At 68.0% G+C, this 12981-nt stretch carries 13 protein-coding genes; 7 read left to right on the top strand and 6 right to left on the bottom strand.

What is annotated here, in order from left to right:
* Window positions 1–8 precede the first annotated feature (8 nt).
* Window positions 9–548 carry a DUF2917 domain-containing protein gene (locus AC07PV_RS17805; RefSeq protein WP_494630935.1) on the top strand — a complete coding sequence of 180 codons (540 nt, stop codon included), beginning with the start codon at window positions 9–11 and terminating at the stop codon, window positions 546–548.
* Between the two features lie 105 nt (window positions 549–653).
* Window positions 654–1034 carry a DUF2917 domain-containing protein gene (locus AC07PV_RS17800; protein WP_369643449.1) on the top strand — a complete coding sequence of 127 codons (381 nt, stop codon included), beginning with the start codon at window positions 654–656 and terminating at the stop codon, window positions 1032–1034.
* 136 nt (window positions 1035–1170) lie between these two features.
* On the opposite strand, the gene AC07PV_RS17795 is transcribed toward AC07PV_RS17800, so the two are convergent.
* Window positions 1171–1767, bottom strand: coding sequence for a TetR/AcrR family transcriptional regulator (locus AC07PV_RS17795; protein ID WP_492244653.1), 597 nt, complete (start codon window positions 1765–1767; stop codon window positions 1171–1173).
* A 230-nt stretch (window positions 1768–1997) separates the two neighbouring features.
* On the opposite strand from AC07PV_RS17795, the gene fabF reads away from it, so the two are divergent.
* Window positions 1998–3272: a beta-ketoacyl-ACP synthase II gene (fabF, locus tag AC07PV_RS17790; RefSeq protein ID WP_494630945.1), complete on the top strand. Its 1275-nt coding sequence runs from the start codon at window positions 1998–2000 to the stop codon at window positions 3270–3272.
* 51 nt (window positions 3273–3323) lie between these two features.
* Here the strand turns inward: fabF and AC07PV_RS17785 are convergent, their stop codons facing one another.
* Window positions 3324–3722 (bottom strand): BLUF domain-containing protein, encoded by a 399-nt coding sequence (locus AC07PV_RS17785; RefSeq protein ID WP_218296229.1) that lies wholly within the window; start codon window positions 3720–3722, stop codon window positions 3324–3326.
* A gap of 149 nt (window positions 3723–3871) precedes the next feature.
* Here AC07PV_RS17785 and AC07PV_RS17780 point away from each other — a divergent pair, with 149 nt between their 5' ends.
* The 3 genes from AC07PV_RS17780 to AC07PV_RS17770 all read left to right on the top strand — a co-directional run bounded on the left by AC07PV_RS17780 (window position 3872) and on the right by AC07PV_RS17770 (window position 6992).
* Entirely contained in the window at window positions 3872–4630 is a 759-nt protein-coding gene (locus AC07PV_RS17780; protein WP_218296228.1) for a Crp/Fnr family transcriptional regulator, read from the top strand.
* Between the two features lie 92 nt (window positions 4631–4722).
* The gene (glmU, locus tag AC07PV_RS17775) at window positions 4723–6153 is read left to right on the top strand and encodes a bifunctional UDP-N-acetylglucosamine diphosphorylase/glucosamine-1-phosphate N-acetyltransferase GlmU (protein ID WP_369643446.1); all 1431 of its coding nucleotides are present in this window, start codon (window positions 4723–4725) and stop codon (window positions 6151–6153) included.
* A complete protein-coding gene (locus tag AC07PV_RS17770) occupies window positions 6150–6992 on the top strand; it encodes a sensor histidine kinase (protein WP_369643445.1) in 843 nt (280 codons plus the stop codon). Before glmU ends, AC07PV_RS17770 begins: the two co-directional genes overlap by 4 nt.
* A gap of 37 nt (window positions 6993–7029) precedes the next feature.
* On the opposite strand, the gene AC07PV_RS17765 is transcribed toward AC07PV_RS17770, so the two are convergent.
* Together AC07PV_RS17765 and AC07PV_RS17760 are read right to left on the bottom strand one after the other, a co-directional pair.
* A complete protein-coding gene (locus AC07PV_RS17765) occupies window positions 7030–8088 on the bottom strand; it encodes a diguanylate cyclase (protein WP_369643444.1) in 1059 nt (352 codons plus the stop codon).
* Between the two features lie 195 nt (window positions 8089–8283).
* Window positions 8284–8772 carry an Lrp/AsnC family transcriptional regulator gene (locus AC07PV_RS17760; protein WP_218339845.1) on the bottom strand — a complete coding sequence of 163 codons (489 nt, stop codon included), beginning with the start codon at window positions 8770–8772 and terminating at the stop codon, window positions 8284–8286.
* 139 nt (window positions 8773–8911) lie between these two features.
* Between AC07PV_RS17760 and glmS the strand changes: the two genes are divergently transcribed.
* Complete coding sequence (gene glmS, locus AC07PV_RS17755; protein WP_369643442.1) at window positions 8912–10819, top strand: glutamine--fructose-6-phosphate transaminase (isomerizing); 1908 nt, start codon at window positions 8912–8914, stop codon at window positions 10817–10819.
* A gap of 215 nt (window positions 10820–11034) precedes the next feature.
* Here glmS and AC07PV_RS17750 read toward each other — a convergent pair whose 3' ends face one another.
* Both AC07PV_RS17750 and AC07PV_RS17745 read right to left on the bottom strand, forming a co-directional pair.
* A complete protein-coding gene (locus tag AC07PV_RS17750; RefSeq protein ID WP_369643441.1) occupies window positions 11035–11241 on the bottom strand; it encodes a DUF2783 domain-containing protein in 207 nt (68 codons plus the stop codon).
* 1 nt (window position 11242) lies between these two features.
* Entirely contained in the window at window positions 11243–12955 is a 1713-nt protein-coding gene (locus tag AC07PV_RS17745) for an FAD-dependent oxidoreductase (protein ID WP_494630933.1), read from the bottom strand.
* Window positions 12956–12981 lie beyond the last annotated feature (26 nt).

Here is a 12981-nt window from a genome sequence, read left to right as displayed (position 1 = left end):
AGCCTGTCATGTCCCCCCGCAACGTTCTGGAATCGCAACAATCCGTGCACGCCAGCCTGGCTGGCGGATCTGCGGCCGGTTGCTGGAAACTGGCCACGGGCCAGGCGCTGTCGCTGCGCCCGCACACCCATGGCGTGCTGCAGATTGCCCAGGGGCAGGTCTGGCTCACCCTGAGCGGGTCTTTGGCGGACCTGCCCGGTGCCACGGCCGACCATCTGCTGCGGGCGGGCGAGCAGCTGGCTGTCGCGCCCGGCCAGCATGTGGTGATGGAGGCCTGGAACCCCGGCGGTGGCACCGAGCCCGTGGCCTTCCACTGGGATGGCGCGGCCGCCCCGGCGACGACCCTGCCCCACAGCCTGGCCGCCCGCGACTGGGAATGTGGCGTGGTGCAGCCGCTGCGCGACCTGGGGCATGCCCTGGGGCAGGGCGGACGTGCCCTGGGCGCTGCGTTGGAGGAGGTGACGGGCGCGGGCGGGCGGTTTGCTGCTGGCCTGGCTCGCTTTGCTCTCAATCGGATAGCGCCACAGGGACAGCGCAGGCCCGCTTGAGGACTACATGCAGGAAAAGCATCAATCGGTGCCGTGCTTTTCATTGGACGTTGTTCTGCAAGCCGCGCACCATACGGTCTTACTAGGGTTAACCCGGAGAATGCCATGACAACCTCTCACGCTCTTCATCTGTTCGCATCTTCCCGCGCCGTGGGCGCTTCGGCCGCTGGCGCCGGCACCGTGGCCGCTGGCGCCGCCGTCAGCCTGGCCCCCAGGGCCGCGATGACCTTGCGCATCGCCGAAGGCCAGGCCTGGGTGACGCTGGGCAAGGGCCTGGGCGACAGCAGCGATGTGTTTCTGTGCGCCGGCCAGTCGCTGCAGGTCGCCGCGGGCCAGTCGGTGGTGGTGGAACCCCTGAACGGCCGCCGCCTGCAGTACCGCTGGGTGCGCGGCGAGGCTGCCAGTGCCCGCCCTGCATCGTGGTGGCGCCGCGCATCCGTGGGCAACGGGGCTCCCGCCTGGGGCGACGCCGCCTGCTGCGCCTGAGGGCGCCGGCCTGATCCGGAGAGGGGCCTGCCCCGCCGGTGTTCGGGTGTGCAATAGAGCTTCAAAGAGCTGCTGGCGCTTGACCATCAAGCGCCAGCAGCTCTTTTTTTGATAGCAATGGGTGAGCGCCAGGTTGTCAGCGTGCGTCGCCGTCGCCCAGCAGCCCGATCAACTGGGCCTGCAACGTCGTCAATATTTCATCCGACAACGCCGGCCGCGCCGCGGCGGTGGCGCGGGCCAGCACCAGCCCGCCGACCATGGTGGCCAGCACCTGCATGGCGCGGGCGCGGTCTTGGGGCTGCACGGTGGCGTCACCACCGCAGAGCAGCTGGGCAAAACGCCCGATGTTGCGCTCGATGCCCTGGGCGAACACTTCCGACAGCTCGCTGCCCGCCCGCGCGGCGTCCACCGCCAGCGCGGCGGCCGGGCAACCTGTGCCCGGCGAGTCGCGGTGCTGGGGCGAGAGGTAGCTCTTTATGCGCTCGCCGATGGTGGTGTTCGGAGTGGCGCCGTCCAGCGGGGCGATGGACCAGTCGAACGCCCGCGCACAGGCCTCCTGCACCAGCGCATCCTTGGAGGCGAAATGCCGGTACAGCCCGCCATGGGTGAGCCCCGCGTCGCGCGTGATGTCGGCCACGCCCACGCCGGTCAGCCCCCGCTCGCGGTACAGGCGGGATGCCGCGTCCAGGATGCCCTGCCGGTTCTCGGCGGCCTGTGCTTTGGAAACCTTCATGCTGCCTCTTATTGATTGCGATCGTACGCAAAAAAGTGGTGATGCCTTTATGATGACGGCTGCAATCATAAAGGCGCGGATCGTTTCCGCGTGTCGCCGCAGTGCCCTGGAGCCGGTTCCTGGTGCTGTGCCCAATCTGTCTGACGAGGTGAATCCATGAAGAAGATGATCCATGGCGGCCGTGGTGCCAAGGTGTGGAGTGGTGTGTGCTGCGACAAGGCGGTGGCCTGATGCGGCGCGTCGTGGTCACGGGCATGGGCCTGGTGTCGCCGCTGGGCTGCGGTGTGGAACTGGTGTGGCGGCGCCTGCTGGCGGGGCGCTCGGGCCTGTCGCGCCTGCCGGACGCTGTCACGGACGGCATTGCCGCCAAGGTGGCGGGGCAGGTGCCGGATGTCGCTCAAGACCCCGAAGGTGGCTGGGACGTGGATGCCGTCGTCTCGTCCAAGGACCAGCGCAAGATGGACCGCTTCATCCCCTTTGCGCTGGGCGCGGCGCAGCAGGCGCTGGCGCAGGCCGGCTGGCCGCCTGCCGATGAGCGGGCGCGCGAGCGCACGGCCACGGTGATCGCCTCGGGCATTGGTGGTTTTGGCGCGATTGCCGAGGCAGTGCGCACCACCGACGCGCGCGGCCCGCAGCGCCTGTCGCCGTTCACTGTGCCGTCGTTCCTGGTCAATCTGGCGGCGGGGCAGGTGTCGATCCGCCACGGGCTCAAGGGGCCGCTGGGTGCGCCGGTCACCGCCTGCGCCGCCAGCGTGCAGGCGATTGGCGATGCCGCGCGCCTGATCCGTAGCGGCGAGGCCGATGTGGCCGTGTGCGGCGGCAGCGAGGCCGCTATCGACCGTGTGAGCCTGGGCGGCTTTGCGGCGGCCAAGGCCTTGGGTACGGCGTTCAACGACATGCCTGAGCAGGCATCGCGCCCGTTCGATGCGCAGCGCGACGGTTTCGTGATGGGCGAGGGCGCAGGCATGCTGGTGATCGAGGCGCTGGACCATGCACTGGCGCGCGGCGCACAGCCGTTGGCCGAGCTGGTGGGCTACGGCACGTCGGCCGACGCGTACCACATCACCTCCGGCCCCGAAGACGGTGACGGCGCCGCGCGCAGCATGTGGGCCGCCCTGGCGCAGGCAGGCCTCACGGCCCAGGACGTGCAGCACCTGAACGCGCACGCCACGTCCACCGGTGTGGGCGACCGTGGCGAGCTGGCCGCCATCCGCCGTGTGTTTGGCGCGGGGTCACAGGTGGCCATCAGCTCCACCAAGTCGGCCACGGGCCATCTGCTGGGAGCGGCGGGCGCGGTGGCCGCCATCTTCACGACGCTGGCGCTGCGCGACCAAGTGGTGCCGGGCACGCTGAACCTGCACACGCCCGATGCGCTGGCCGAGGGGCTGGACATGGTGGCGTTGCGGCCCCGGCCGATGGCGCTCACGCACGCCATGCTCAACGGGTTTGGTTTCGGCGGGGTGAACGCCAGCCTGCTGCTGCGGCGCTGGCCGGACGCCGCATGACGCGGCTTCAGCCCCCGCAGGGGCCCATGGGGGCCGGCGCGTGGGCGCGTGTCAGAGGACGAGCTGGCTGCGCATGGACTCGAACGCGGCCAGCGCTGCTTCGCCGTCGAGCCGTTCCATGCGCGCGAGCGCATCCACGTCCTCCACCGTGCTGAAGGCCAGGCTGAACTGCTGGAAGCGGCGCGCCGCCAGCGGGCCGTTGTGCAGCACCTCGACGTTGATGTGGCGGGGGTCGTTGCGGATGCGCTCGATGAGCTTGAGCACGGCCTTCTGCGGGCCTTCCAACTGCTGGCAGAAGCGCTGGCCGTCGAAGATCAGCAGCCCCGTGATGTCAAGCTGCGCGTTCACCAGGCGCGCGCGCCCGGCGACCTCGGCCACCACGCTGGTGGGTTGATCGGGTGCGAGGGTGCTCACGTAGAGCACTTCGTAGAGGTCGGGGCTGGGTTTCATAGACGATCCCAATGTAGGGAGCGCCCGGTGGTTGTGCAATGTCAAAAGACATACATGTAACTATCGCGCCACCGGGCGGGGCCGTGGCATCGTGGAGCCCTTGGAATGCCGGCCGCAGTCCCTAAAATCTCCCCACCCTCCGCCACGCCATGAACCCCAGCCTGCCCACCCATGCCTGCCCGCCCACCTGCCATGAATGCAGGCTGCGCGCAACGGGGGCATTCACGGCGGTCAAGCCCGAGGTGCTGGACTTCATAGAAGGCTTTCGCACCACCACCCTGGCCGTGGAGGCCGGTGGCGCGCTGGTGCGCGAGAACGAGGTCAATGCCAGGCTGTTCACGCTGTATGCGGGCTGGGCGTTTCGCTACAAGACGCTGAGCGACGGGCGCCGCCAGATCCTGAACTTCCTGCTGCCGGGCGACCTGGTGGGGCTGCAGCAGGAGTTTGGCGAGGTGTCCACCCATGGCATCGAGGCGCTCACCGACTGCGCGCTGTGCGTGTTCCAGAACGACAGCCTGTGGGCGTTGTTTCGCGAGCACCCGCGCCTGGGCTACGACATCACCTGGCTGTCGGCGCACGAGGAGGGCCATGTGGACGACAACCTGCTGACCGCCGGCCGCCGCAACGCCACCGAACGCGTGGCCATGCTGCTGATGCACCTGTACCGGCGGCTGGACCGCATCGGGCTGGTGGAGGCCGACGGCACCGTGGCGTTTCCGCTGAACCAGCAGCACATCGCGGATGCGCTCGGGCTGTCGCTGGTGCACACCAACAAGACCCTGCGGCGGCTGGCCACCCTGGGCCTGCATGAAATCAGGAACGGGCGGCTGCGCCTGCTCAACACCCGGGCGCTCGCGCGCATCGCCGAGTACTACGACAGGCCGCCCCGCCTGATGCCGCTGCTGTAGCGGATTGCCCGGCACGGGCGGGCGCAGCCGATAATCGTGGCCCAGCCTGCGCGGGGCTTCCCGCCCGGTATCGAATCTCCCCCAGAAGATCCATGACGCAACTCGACATCCTCATCATGGCGGCCGGCAAGGGCACGCGCATGAAAAGCCGGCTTCCCAAGGTGCTGCAGCGCCTGGCCGGGCGCCCGCTGCTGCACCACGTGCTCGACCAGGCGGCGCACCTGCAGGCGCGCAGCGCCATCGTCATCACCGGCCATGGTGCTACAGAAGTGGAAGCTGCCAGCGCAGGCGCAGCAAGCGCTGGGGGTACTTTGGATGTGAAATTCGTGCGCCAGGAACCCCAGCTCGGCACCGGCCACGCGGTGCTGCAGGCCGTGCCGCACCTGCGCGACGACGGCACGGCGGTCGTGCTGTCGGGGGACGTGCCGCTCACGCAGGCCGACACGCTGCGCGCGCTTGTCGCGGCCTCGGCCGGCGGGCAGCTCGCGCTGCTCACCGTCACGCTGCCCGATCCCACGGGCTACGGCCGCATCGTGCGCGATGGCCAGGGCCGGGTGCGGGGCATCGTCGAACACAAGGACGCGAGCGAGGCCCAGCGCGCCATCACCGAGGTCTACAGCGGCATCATGGCCGTGCCCGCGCGCCTGCTGCGCGGCTGGCTGGCCCGCCTGACCAATGACAACGCGCAGGGCGAGTACTACCTCACCGACATCGTCGCGATGGCCGTGGCCGATGGCGTGCCCGTGGCGGCCCACCGCATCACCGATGCGCTGCAGGTGGCGGGCGTGAACAGCCCGCTGCAGCTGGCCGAGCTGGAGCGTGCGCACCAGTTGCGCCAAGCCCGGGCCTTGATGGAGCAGGGCGTGCGCCTGGCCGACCCCGCGCGGTTCGATGTGCGCGACGACACCCGCACCGGCGCGCGCGGCGAGCTGGTGTGCGGGCAGGACGTGGAGATCGACGTGAACTGCGTCTTCACCGGCCGCGTGGAGCTGGGCGAGGGCGTGAGCATCGGCGCCCACTGCTGCATCGCCAACGCGCGCATCGCTGCGGGCGCGGTGGTCCATCCCTTCACCCACATCGACGGCGAAAAGGCAGGCGCCACGGTGGGCGAGGGTGCGCTGATCGGCCCGTTCGCCCGCCTGCGCCCCGGCGCGCAGCTGGGCCGCGAAGTGCACATCGGCAACTTCGTCGAGGTGAAGAACAGCACCCTGGCCGACGGCGCCAAGGCCAACCACCTGGCCTACCTGGGCGATGCCACGGTGGGCGAGCGCGTGAACTACGGCGCGGGCGCCATCACCGCCAACTACGACGGCGCCAACAAGCACCGCACGGTGATCGAGGCCGACGTGCACGTGGGCAGCAACTGCGTGCTGGTGGCGCCCGTCACCATTGGCGCGGGCGGCACCGTGGGCGGCGGCAGCACCATCACCAAGAGCACGGCCCCGGGCGCCCTCAGCGTGGCGCGCGGCAAGCAGGTGAGCATCGCCAACTGGGCGCGCCCCGCCAAGCTGCCCAGGTCATGACACCCTCCGACGCCACCGCCGGGCAGGAGCTGCAGCTGTTGCGCGCCGAGCTGGCACGCAGCCAGCAGCAGGTGGCCGGCATGGCGGCAGCGCAGGAAGAGTTTCTGCGCGCCGTCTCGCACGACCTGCGCGCGCCGCTGCGGCACGTGACCTCGTACGGCACGCTGGTGCGCGAAGTGCTGGGCGACCTGCCGCCGGACGTCGCGCAGTCGGCTGCGGTGCAGGAGGCTCTGCGTTTTCTGGGCACCATGGACCAGTCCGCGCGGCGCATGGGGATGATGATCGACGGCCTGCTCGCGCTGGCGCGTGCCCAGCGGGCGCCGCTGAACCTGCAGCCGGTGCCGCTGGCGGACGCCGTGGCCCGGGCGCGTGCCGCCCTGGCCTCCGCCGAGGCGGGCCGCGCCATCGACTGGCGCACCGCGGATGCCACCCGCCTGCCCACGCTGCAGGCCGACCCCGCCCTGCTGCAGGAGCTGCTGGTGCAGCTGCTGGGCAATGCCCTCAAGTTCACGCGCCACAGCGCGCGGCCGTGCATCGCGGTGCAGGCCGAATCCGACCCCGCGGCGGCGCAGGCGGGGCAGGTCGTGTTCACCGTGCAGGACAACGGCACGGGCTTCGATCCTGCGCGCGCCGACGGCCTGTTCGGCGTGTTCCATCGCCTGCACCGCGAGAGCGAGTTCGAGGGCGTGGGCGCGGGGCTGGCGCTGTGCCAGGCCATCGCGCAGCGCCACGGGGGCGCCATCACGGCCACCGCATTGCCCGGGGCGGGTTGCACGGTGCGGGTGGCGTGGCCGGGCTCGGCGGCTGTTGCTGCCGTTGCCGCGCCATCGCGCGCCTGAGGCCGCGGTTGTCCGTGGGCAGGCCGCGGGCCCGGCGCTACGCGGCGGGCACCAGTGGCGCGGCAGCGTCCGGGCCGCCCGAGACGCGGTTGCGCCCGGCGTTCTTGGCGGCGTAGAGCGCGGCGTCGGCCGCATCGGTCCATTCGCGCACGCTGGCGTGGCCGCGCTGGGCAGGCGCCACGCCGATGCTGCTGGTAAAGCGCAGCTGCGGCAGGTTGCGCAGGCGCGTGCCCTCGGTCTGCTCGCGGATGCGCTGGGCGATGGCCATCGCGTCCCGGGCCTGCAGCCCGGGCAGGATGATGGCGAACTCGTCGCCGCCGTAGCGGCCCGCGCAGTCGCCAGCGCGCACATTGCCCCGCACCACATGGGCCAGCGCCCGCAGCGCCTCATCGCCCACGGTGTGGCCGTGGGCGTCGTTGATGTGCTTGAAGTGGTCGATGTCCATCATCAGCATGCAGGCCGGTTCGCCGGTCGCGTGGTGGTGGCGCAATGCGGCCTCGGCCTGTTCCTCCCAGTGGCCGCGCCGGTACAGGCCGGTCAGCGAGTCCACGCGGCGCAGCTCGTCCAGCTGCTGGTTCTGCCGCGCGGTCTTGCGGATCAGCCGGTAGCTCACCACGCTGACCGACAGCGTATGCAGCATCATCACCGGCAGGCACGCCACGATCACCCGCATGGAGGTCTCGGGCGCCCAGTGCATGCCGGTGGCCACCGCGCTGGCCACACCGGCCGCGAGCATCACCGGGATGGACCGGGCCCAGAGCCCGCCGATGCCGGTGGTGATCTTGTCCACCATCGTCAGCGTGACCAGCAGCGCGCTGGGCAGCAGGTTGAAGTGCATCAGCGGCACCAGCGCGGCCGTCATGGCCGAGTCGGCAAGCAGGTTGCGGATTTCAGCGCGGTAGGGGTCGGCGCTGCGCCGCGCGAGCAGGTAGGCCCCATGGGGCCAGACGAGGGCGGCCAGCACCAGCGCCGCCCAGGCCGGGAACGAGGCCTGGCGCTCCCACAGCACCACACCCACCACCATCCCGCCCAGCCCCATGCCCAGGACCCGGAGCGGGTAGATACGGCGGGGCATCTGGCGTTCGGGTGTGGGCATGGGTCCTGGTGTGCCTCTGGCGGACCCGCCGGCATGCGGTACCGCGCGAAGCCCGGCGGGCTGGAGGGTGGAAGTCTGGGGCAGCTTACCTTGCCGCGGGGCAAGAGGCCAGCAAGGCATGGCGCCCAGCGGGGGAACTGGCGGGGGATGCGCCAAGCAGGCGGTTGCTATGAAAAATATAGCTTACAGTGCTTGTCAATCCAGCGATAGCGGCACTTTTGTATCAAATTTTGCCCTGCGGGTGGCGAAAAAAGCCTTGACGTTGCGCACATTGGCGTCGCCGGTGAAAAGCCGCTGCGACAGCGCCAGGTAGCCGGGCATGTCCCGCGTGTGCACCACCAGCACGAAGTCCGGCCCCGGCGAAACTCGCCAGCACTGCTGCACGGCGGCATCCGCCACCGCGCGGGCCTCGAACGCGTCGAGCTGCTCGGCCCCCTGCCGGTCCAGCGACACCTCGACGATGCACGCCAGCCCGTGGCCCTGGAGGGCGGCCAGCCGGTCGGGCTGCAGGATGGCGACCTGCCGCTCGATGAGTCCGGCATCCTGCAGGCGCTTGACCCGGCGCAGGCAGGTGGGCGGGGAGACATGCACCCGCTCGGCCAGGGACTGGTTGCTTTGCGCGGCGTCGGTTTGCAGGAGGTTGAGCAGCTGCAGATCCACGAGGTCGAGTGCGATGGATTCCATGTTTTAAGTAAAATTGATTGAAAATTTCATTAATGATTGATGATGAAATTAAAGTTCAAAACAATATGAATATCAATCATTAATTTCTTTCTGTGCCGCCTACCATCGCCCCCATCGCTTTCCAACCAGGGCAACCACCATGTGCGGCATCGTCGGCGCGGTCTCCACGCGCAACATCGTTCCCATCCTCGTGCAGGGCCTGCAGCGGCTCGAATACCGGGGCTATGACTCTTGCGGCGTGGCCGTGCACGCCTCCAGCCTGGACGCGGCGCGCCCCGCCGGCCTGCAGCGCGCGCGCAGCACGGCCCGCGTGGCCGAACTGCTTGAACAGGTGCAGGCCGACCATGTGGATGGCGCCACCGGCATCGCCCACACCCGCTGGGCCACGCACGGGGCACCGGAAGTGCACAACGCCCACCCCCATTTCAGCCACGGCGCGGGCGATGCGGCGGGCACCCCGGGGCGCGTGGCGCTGGTGCACAACGGCATCATCGAGAACCACGAGGAGCTGCGCGCCGCCTTGCAGGCGCGCGGCTACGTGTTCACCAGCCAGACCGACACCGAGGTCATCGCCCACCTGGTGGACAGCCACTACAGCGGCGACCTGTTCGATGCCGTGCAGGCCACGGTTGCCCAGTTGCATGGCGCCTACGCCATCGCCGTGATGCACAAGGACGAACCCCACCGCGTGGTGGGCGCACGCGCGGGCTCGCCGCTGATCCTGGGCGTGGGCAAGGATGGCTCAGAACACTTCCTGGCCAGCGACGCCATGGCCCTGGCGGGCGTCACCGACCAGATCGTGTACCTGGAAGAGGGCGACCTGGTGGACCTGCAGCTGGGCCGCTACTGGATCGTGGGCAAGGGCCGCGAGGCGCTCACCCCGGCGCAGCGCCCCGTGCGCACCGTGCTGGCCCACAGCGGCGCGGCCGAGCTGGGCCCCTACCGCCACTACATGCAAAAGGAAATCTTCGAACAGCCGCGCGCCATCGCCGACACGCTCGAAGGCGTGGAGGGCATCGTGCCTGAGCTGTTCGATGGCGCGGGCCAGCACGGCCAGCCCGGCGCTGCCGCCTGGCGCGTGTTCAAGGAGATCGACAGCGTGTTGATCCTGGCTTGCGGCACCAGCTACTACAGCGGCTGCACGGCCAAGTACTGGCTCGAGGAGATCGCAGGGATTCCCACCCAGGTCGAGGTGGCCAGCGAGTACCGCTACCGCACCAGCGTGCCCAACCCGCGCACGCTGGTCGTCACCATCAGCCAGAGCGGAGAAACCGCCGATACCCTGGCCGCCCTGCGCCATGCGCAAAGCCTGGGCATGGCGCACACGCTCACCATCTGCAACGTGGCCACCAGCGCCATGGTGCGTGAATGCAAGCTGGCCTACATCACGCGCGCGGGCGTGGAGATCGGCGTGGCCAGCACCAAGGCCTTCACCACGCAGCTGGCCGGCCTGTTCCTGCTGACGCTGGCACTGGCCCAATCCAAGGGGCGCCTGACCGAAGCGCAGGAAACCGCCCACCTCAAGGCCATGCGCCACCTGCCCGTGGCCCTGCAGGCCGTGCTGGCGCTGGAGCCGCAGCTCATCAGCTGGGCCGAGGACTTCGCGCGCATGGAGAACGCGCTCTTCCTGGGCCGGGGCCTGCACTATCCCATCGCGCTCGAAGGCGCGCTCAAGCTCAAGGAAATCAGCTACATCCACGCCGAGGCCTACCCGGCGGGCGAACTCAAGCACGGCCCCCTGGCCCTGGTCACCAGCGCCATGCCCGTGGTTACCGTGGCCCCCAACGATGCGCTGCTGGAAAAGCTCAAGAGCAACATGCAGGAAGTGCGCGCCCGCGCGGGCGTGCTCTACGTGCTGGCCGATGCCGACACCCGCATCGAGAGCAGCGAGGGCATCCACGTGATCCGCATGCCCGAGCACTACGGGCCCTTGAGCCCGCTGCTGCACGTGGTGCCGCTGCAGCTGCTGGCGTATCACACGGCCTGCGCGCGGGGGACGGATGTGGACAAGCCCCGGAACCTCGCGAAGAGCGTGACGGTGGAGTGAGTGCGGGGTGTTGGCCGAAGCTCCGGCGCTGGTAGACCAGCTCGACGATGCGCGCCCTCAGCCAGGCAGCTGCCTCGGTCATCTTGGGCGGTTCCCGGTAGCTCGTTGTGGACAACCCTGCATGGCGACCGGCGCGGGCTCGCCGATGAACAGTTCCTCAACCATCCTGGCCGGTGCAGGTCACCTTCACCCCATTTCCCCCGCATCGCGCTGGCCTATGGTTTTTCAGCGCAGGTGTTGCGTCGCGCCGCGGTCAGTGCGGCCGACAATACATCACGCTTTCCTACATGGTTAGCGAGCAATAGCACGAGCTTTGTGTTTAGTTCGTGGCTCTGCGTCAGGTCGAGCTCGCGATGCGTCTCTATCAAGCTTTCATAGAATTCGTCCGCGGCTTCGAAGTTCGGTGTCGTGATGAGATTCATATCAGTCCTGGATGGGGCTTCCGAGAGCTCGCAGCAATGCAGCCCCGACGTCTGCGGCTCGAGGTGCACGCCAGCGCGCGCATACATGCTGGTCGGGGCGTATCAACCATGCGTTGCCAGGGCGCGCGTCGTAGCGGCGGGCGAACAGACCTTCGTTGTCGCAGATCACCCTGAGACCTGGACCGTCCTGCAGTGATGTCACGCCGGTCACCACCAGTACCTTGTCAACTTCAGTTTGAGCGAGGTCGGCAGGTATTTGATCCGAATAGACCACCAATGTGAAGTCTTGACCCAATTGCCGCAGAAACCATTCTGTCTTTCCTGCGTGGGTTATCGGGGCATCTGCGGCAGGGGCACCCGGACGGATCGGCGAGTCGAATTTCTCGCTGTCTGGAGTGTTCAGAGGCGAGGTCTCCAAAGTAGCCGGAACAGACAGTCTCCCGCTGTTGACCAGTTGACGCGCGAATGGAAATTCGGTTGCGAGATCAAGGGTCGCATCGCGAAACTGCTTGCTGATTTCGCTTTTGGGGGTGATGAAGTCGGTGGCGCGGGTTGAGTTCAGCAGGTTCTCGTCTGCGGCGTATTCACGTTCGGTGCCGTAGCTGTCCAGGAGGGCCTCAGCCGCCAGCGCTGTCGCTTTCCCTTTGAGGACAGCGTCCAGTTTCCAGGCGAGATTCTCCGCATCCTGAATGCCAGAGTTCGCGCCGCGGGCTCCGAACGGCGAAACTCCGTGGGCGCTGTCTCCTGCAAAGATCACTCTGCCATGACGAAAGCGCTCCATGCGTAGACAAACAAACGTGTAAACGCTCGCCCATTCCAGTTCGAAGGGGACTTCTCGGCCAAGCGCCTGACGCATCATTGCGTTGATGCGCGGAGTGATTCGCTCCAACTTCTTCTCTTCGTCTGGATCTGCATCCCACCCGAGCTGGAAATCGATTCGCCAGACGTTGTCGGGTTGGCGATGTAGAAGGACGCTCTGGTTCGGATGGAAAGGTGGGTCAAACCAGAACCAGCGTTCGGCGGGGAAGTCCGCAGTCATCTTGACATCGGCGATCAGGAACCGGTCCTGGAATACCTGCCCCTTGCTCTCAAGACCCATGAGCGCGCGAACGCTGGACCGTCCACCATCACACGCGACGACATAGTCGGAAGTCGCTTGATACGGGCCATCTGGCGTATCGACTCCCACAATGACTTTTCCGTTTTCGCCCTCTATCTGATCCAAGGCGACCACAGCGTTCTTCCAGCGGATTTCCAAATTGGGAAGCGCGGTTGCTCGTTGCAGCAGGTACGCTTCTGCGTAGTACTGTTGAAGATTGATAAAGGCGGGGCGTTCGTGGCCCTGTTCCGGCAGCAGGTCGAATTGGTATACCTGCTCGCTACCGCGGAACAGCCTGCCCACATTCCACGAGACGCCCTTGTCGACGCAGGCGTCGCCCACGCCCAATCGATCCCAAATTTCCAGCGTGCGCTTGGCAAAGCAGATGGCGCGCGATCCGTTCGACAGCCGATCATCGTTGTCCAGCAGCAGGACCTTCTGTCCGCGTTGAGCGAGGTCTATGGCTAGGCTGAGACCCACTGGCCCAGCGCCGATGACAACGACAGGGTGGTGCGTAGGATGCTCATTGCGCTGGTCGGGCGAAGGCTCGTAGGCAAACTTGAGTGCCTGTATCTCATGCCCTGACATGTCGGGCCGAAGTTCGAGGATGTTCATTGGGTGCTTCTGCGGGGGACTGAATT

It is taken from the genome of Acidovorax sp. GW821-FHT09A11 (assembly GCF_059418365.1).
Note: the sequence above shows the minus strand (reverse complement) of the source record. Positions and strands in the feature narration are given on the sequence as shown.

Excerpts from the sequence above, each read along its gene's own strand:
- glmU (WP_369643446.1), top strand. The coding sequence starts at position 4,723 with ATGACGCAACTCGACATCCTCATCATGGCGGCCGGCAAGGGCACGCGC.
- AC07PV_RS17760 (WP_218339845.1), bottom strand. The coding sequence starts at position 8,772 with ATGGAATCCATCGCACTCGACCTCGTGGATCTGCAGCTGCTCAACCTC.
- glmS (WP_369643442.1), top strand. The coding sequence starts at position 8,912 with ATGTGCGGCATCGTCGGCGCGGTCTCCACGCGCAACATCGTTCCCATC.
- fabF (WP_494630945.1), top strand. The coding sequence starts at position 1,998 with ATGCGGCGCGTCGTGGTCACGGGCATGGGCCTGGTGTCGCCGCTGGGC.
- AC07PV_RS17785 (WP_218296229.1), bottom strand. The coding sequence starts at position 3,722 with ATGAAACCCAGCCCCGACCTCTACGAAGTGCTCTACGTGAGCACCCTC.
- AC07PV_RS17770 (WP_369643445.1), top strand. The coding sequence starts at position 6,150 with ATGACACCCTCCGACGCCACCGCCGGGCAGGAGCTGCAGCTGTTGCGC.
- AC07PV_RS17805 (WP_494630935.1), top strand. The coding sequence starts at position 9 with ATGTCCCCCCGCAACGTTCTGGAATCGCAACAATCCGTGCACGCCAGC.
- AC07PV_RS17795 (WP_492244653.1), bottom strand. The coding sequence starts at position 1,767 with ATGAAGGTTTCCAAAGCACAGGCCGCCGAGAACCGGCAGGGCATCCTG.
- AC07PV_RS17750 (WP_369643441.1), bottom strand. The coding sequence starts at position 11,241 with ATGAATCTCATCACGACACCGAACTTCGAAGCCGCGGACGAATTCTAT.
- AC07PV_RS17765 (WP_369643444.1), bottom strand. The coding sequence starts at position 8,088 with ATGCCCACACCCGAACGCCAGATGCCCCGCCGTATCTACCCGCTCCGG.
- AC07PV_RS17800 (WP_369643449.1), top strand. The coding sequence starts at position 654 with ATGACAACCTCTCACGCTCTTCATCTGTTCGCATCTTCCCGCGCCGTG.
- AC07PV_RS17745 (WP_494630933.1), bottom strand. The coding sequence starts at position 12,955 with ATGAACATCCTCGAACTTCGGCCCGACATGTCAGGGCATGAGATACAG.
- AC07PV_RS17780 (WP_218296228.1), top strand. The coding sequence starts at position 3,872 with ATGAACCCCAGCCTGCCCACCCATGCCTGCCCGCCCACCTGCCATGAA.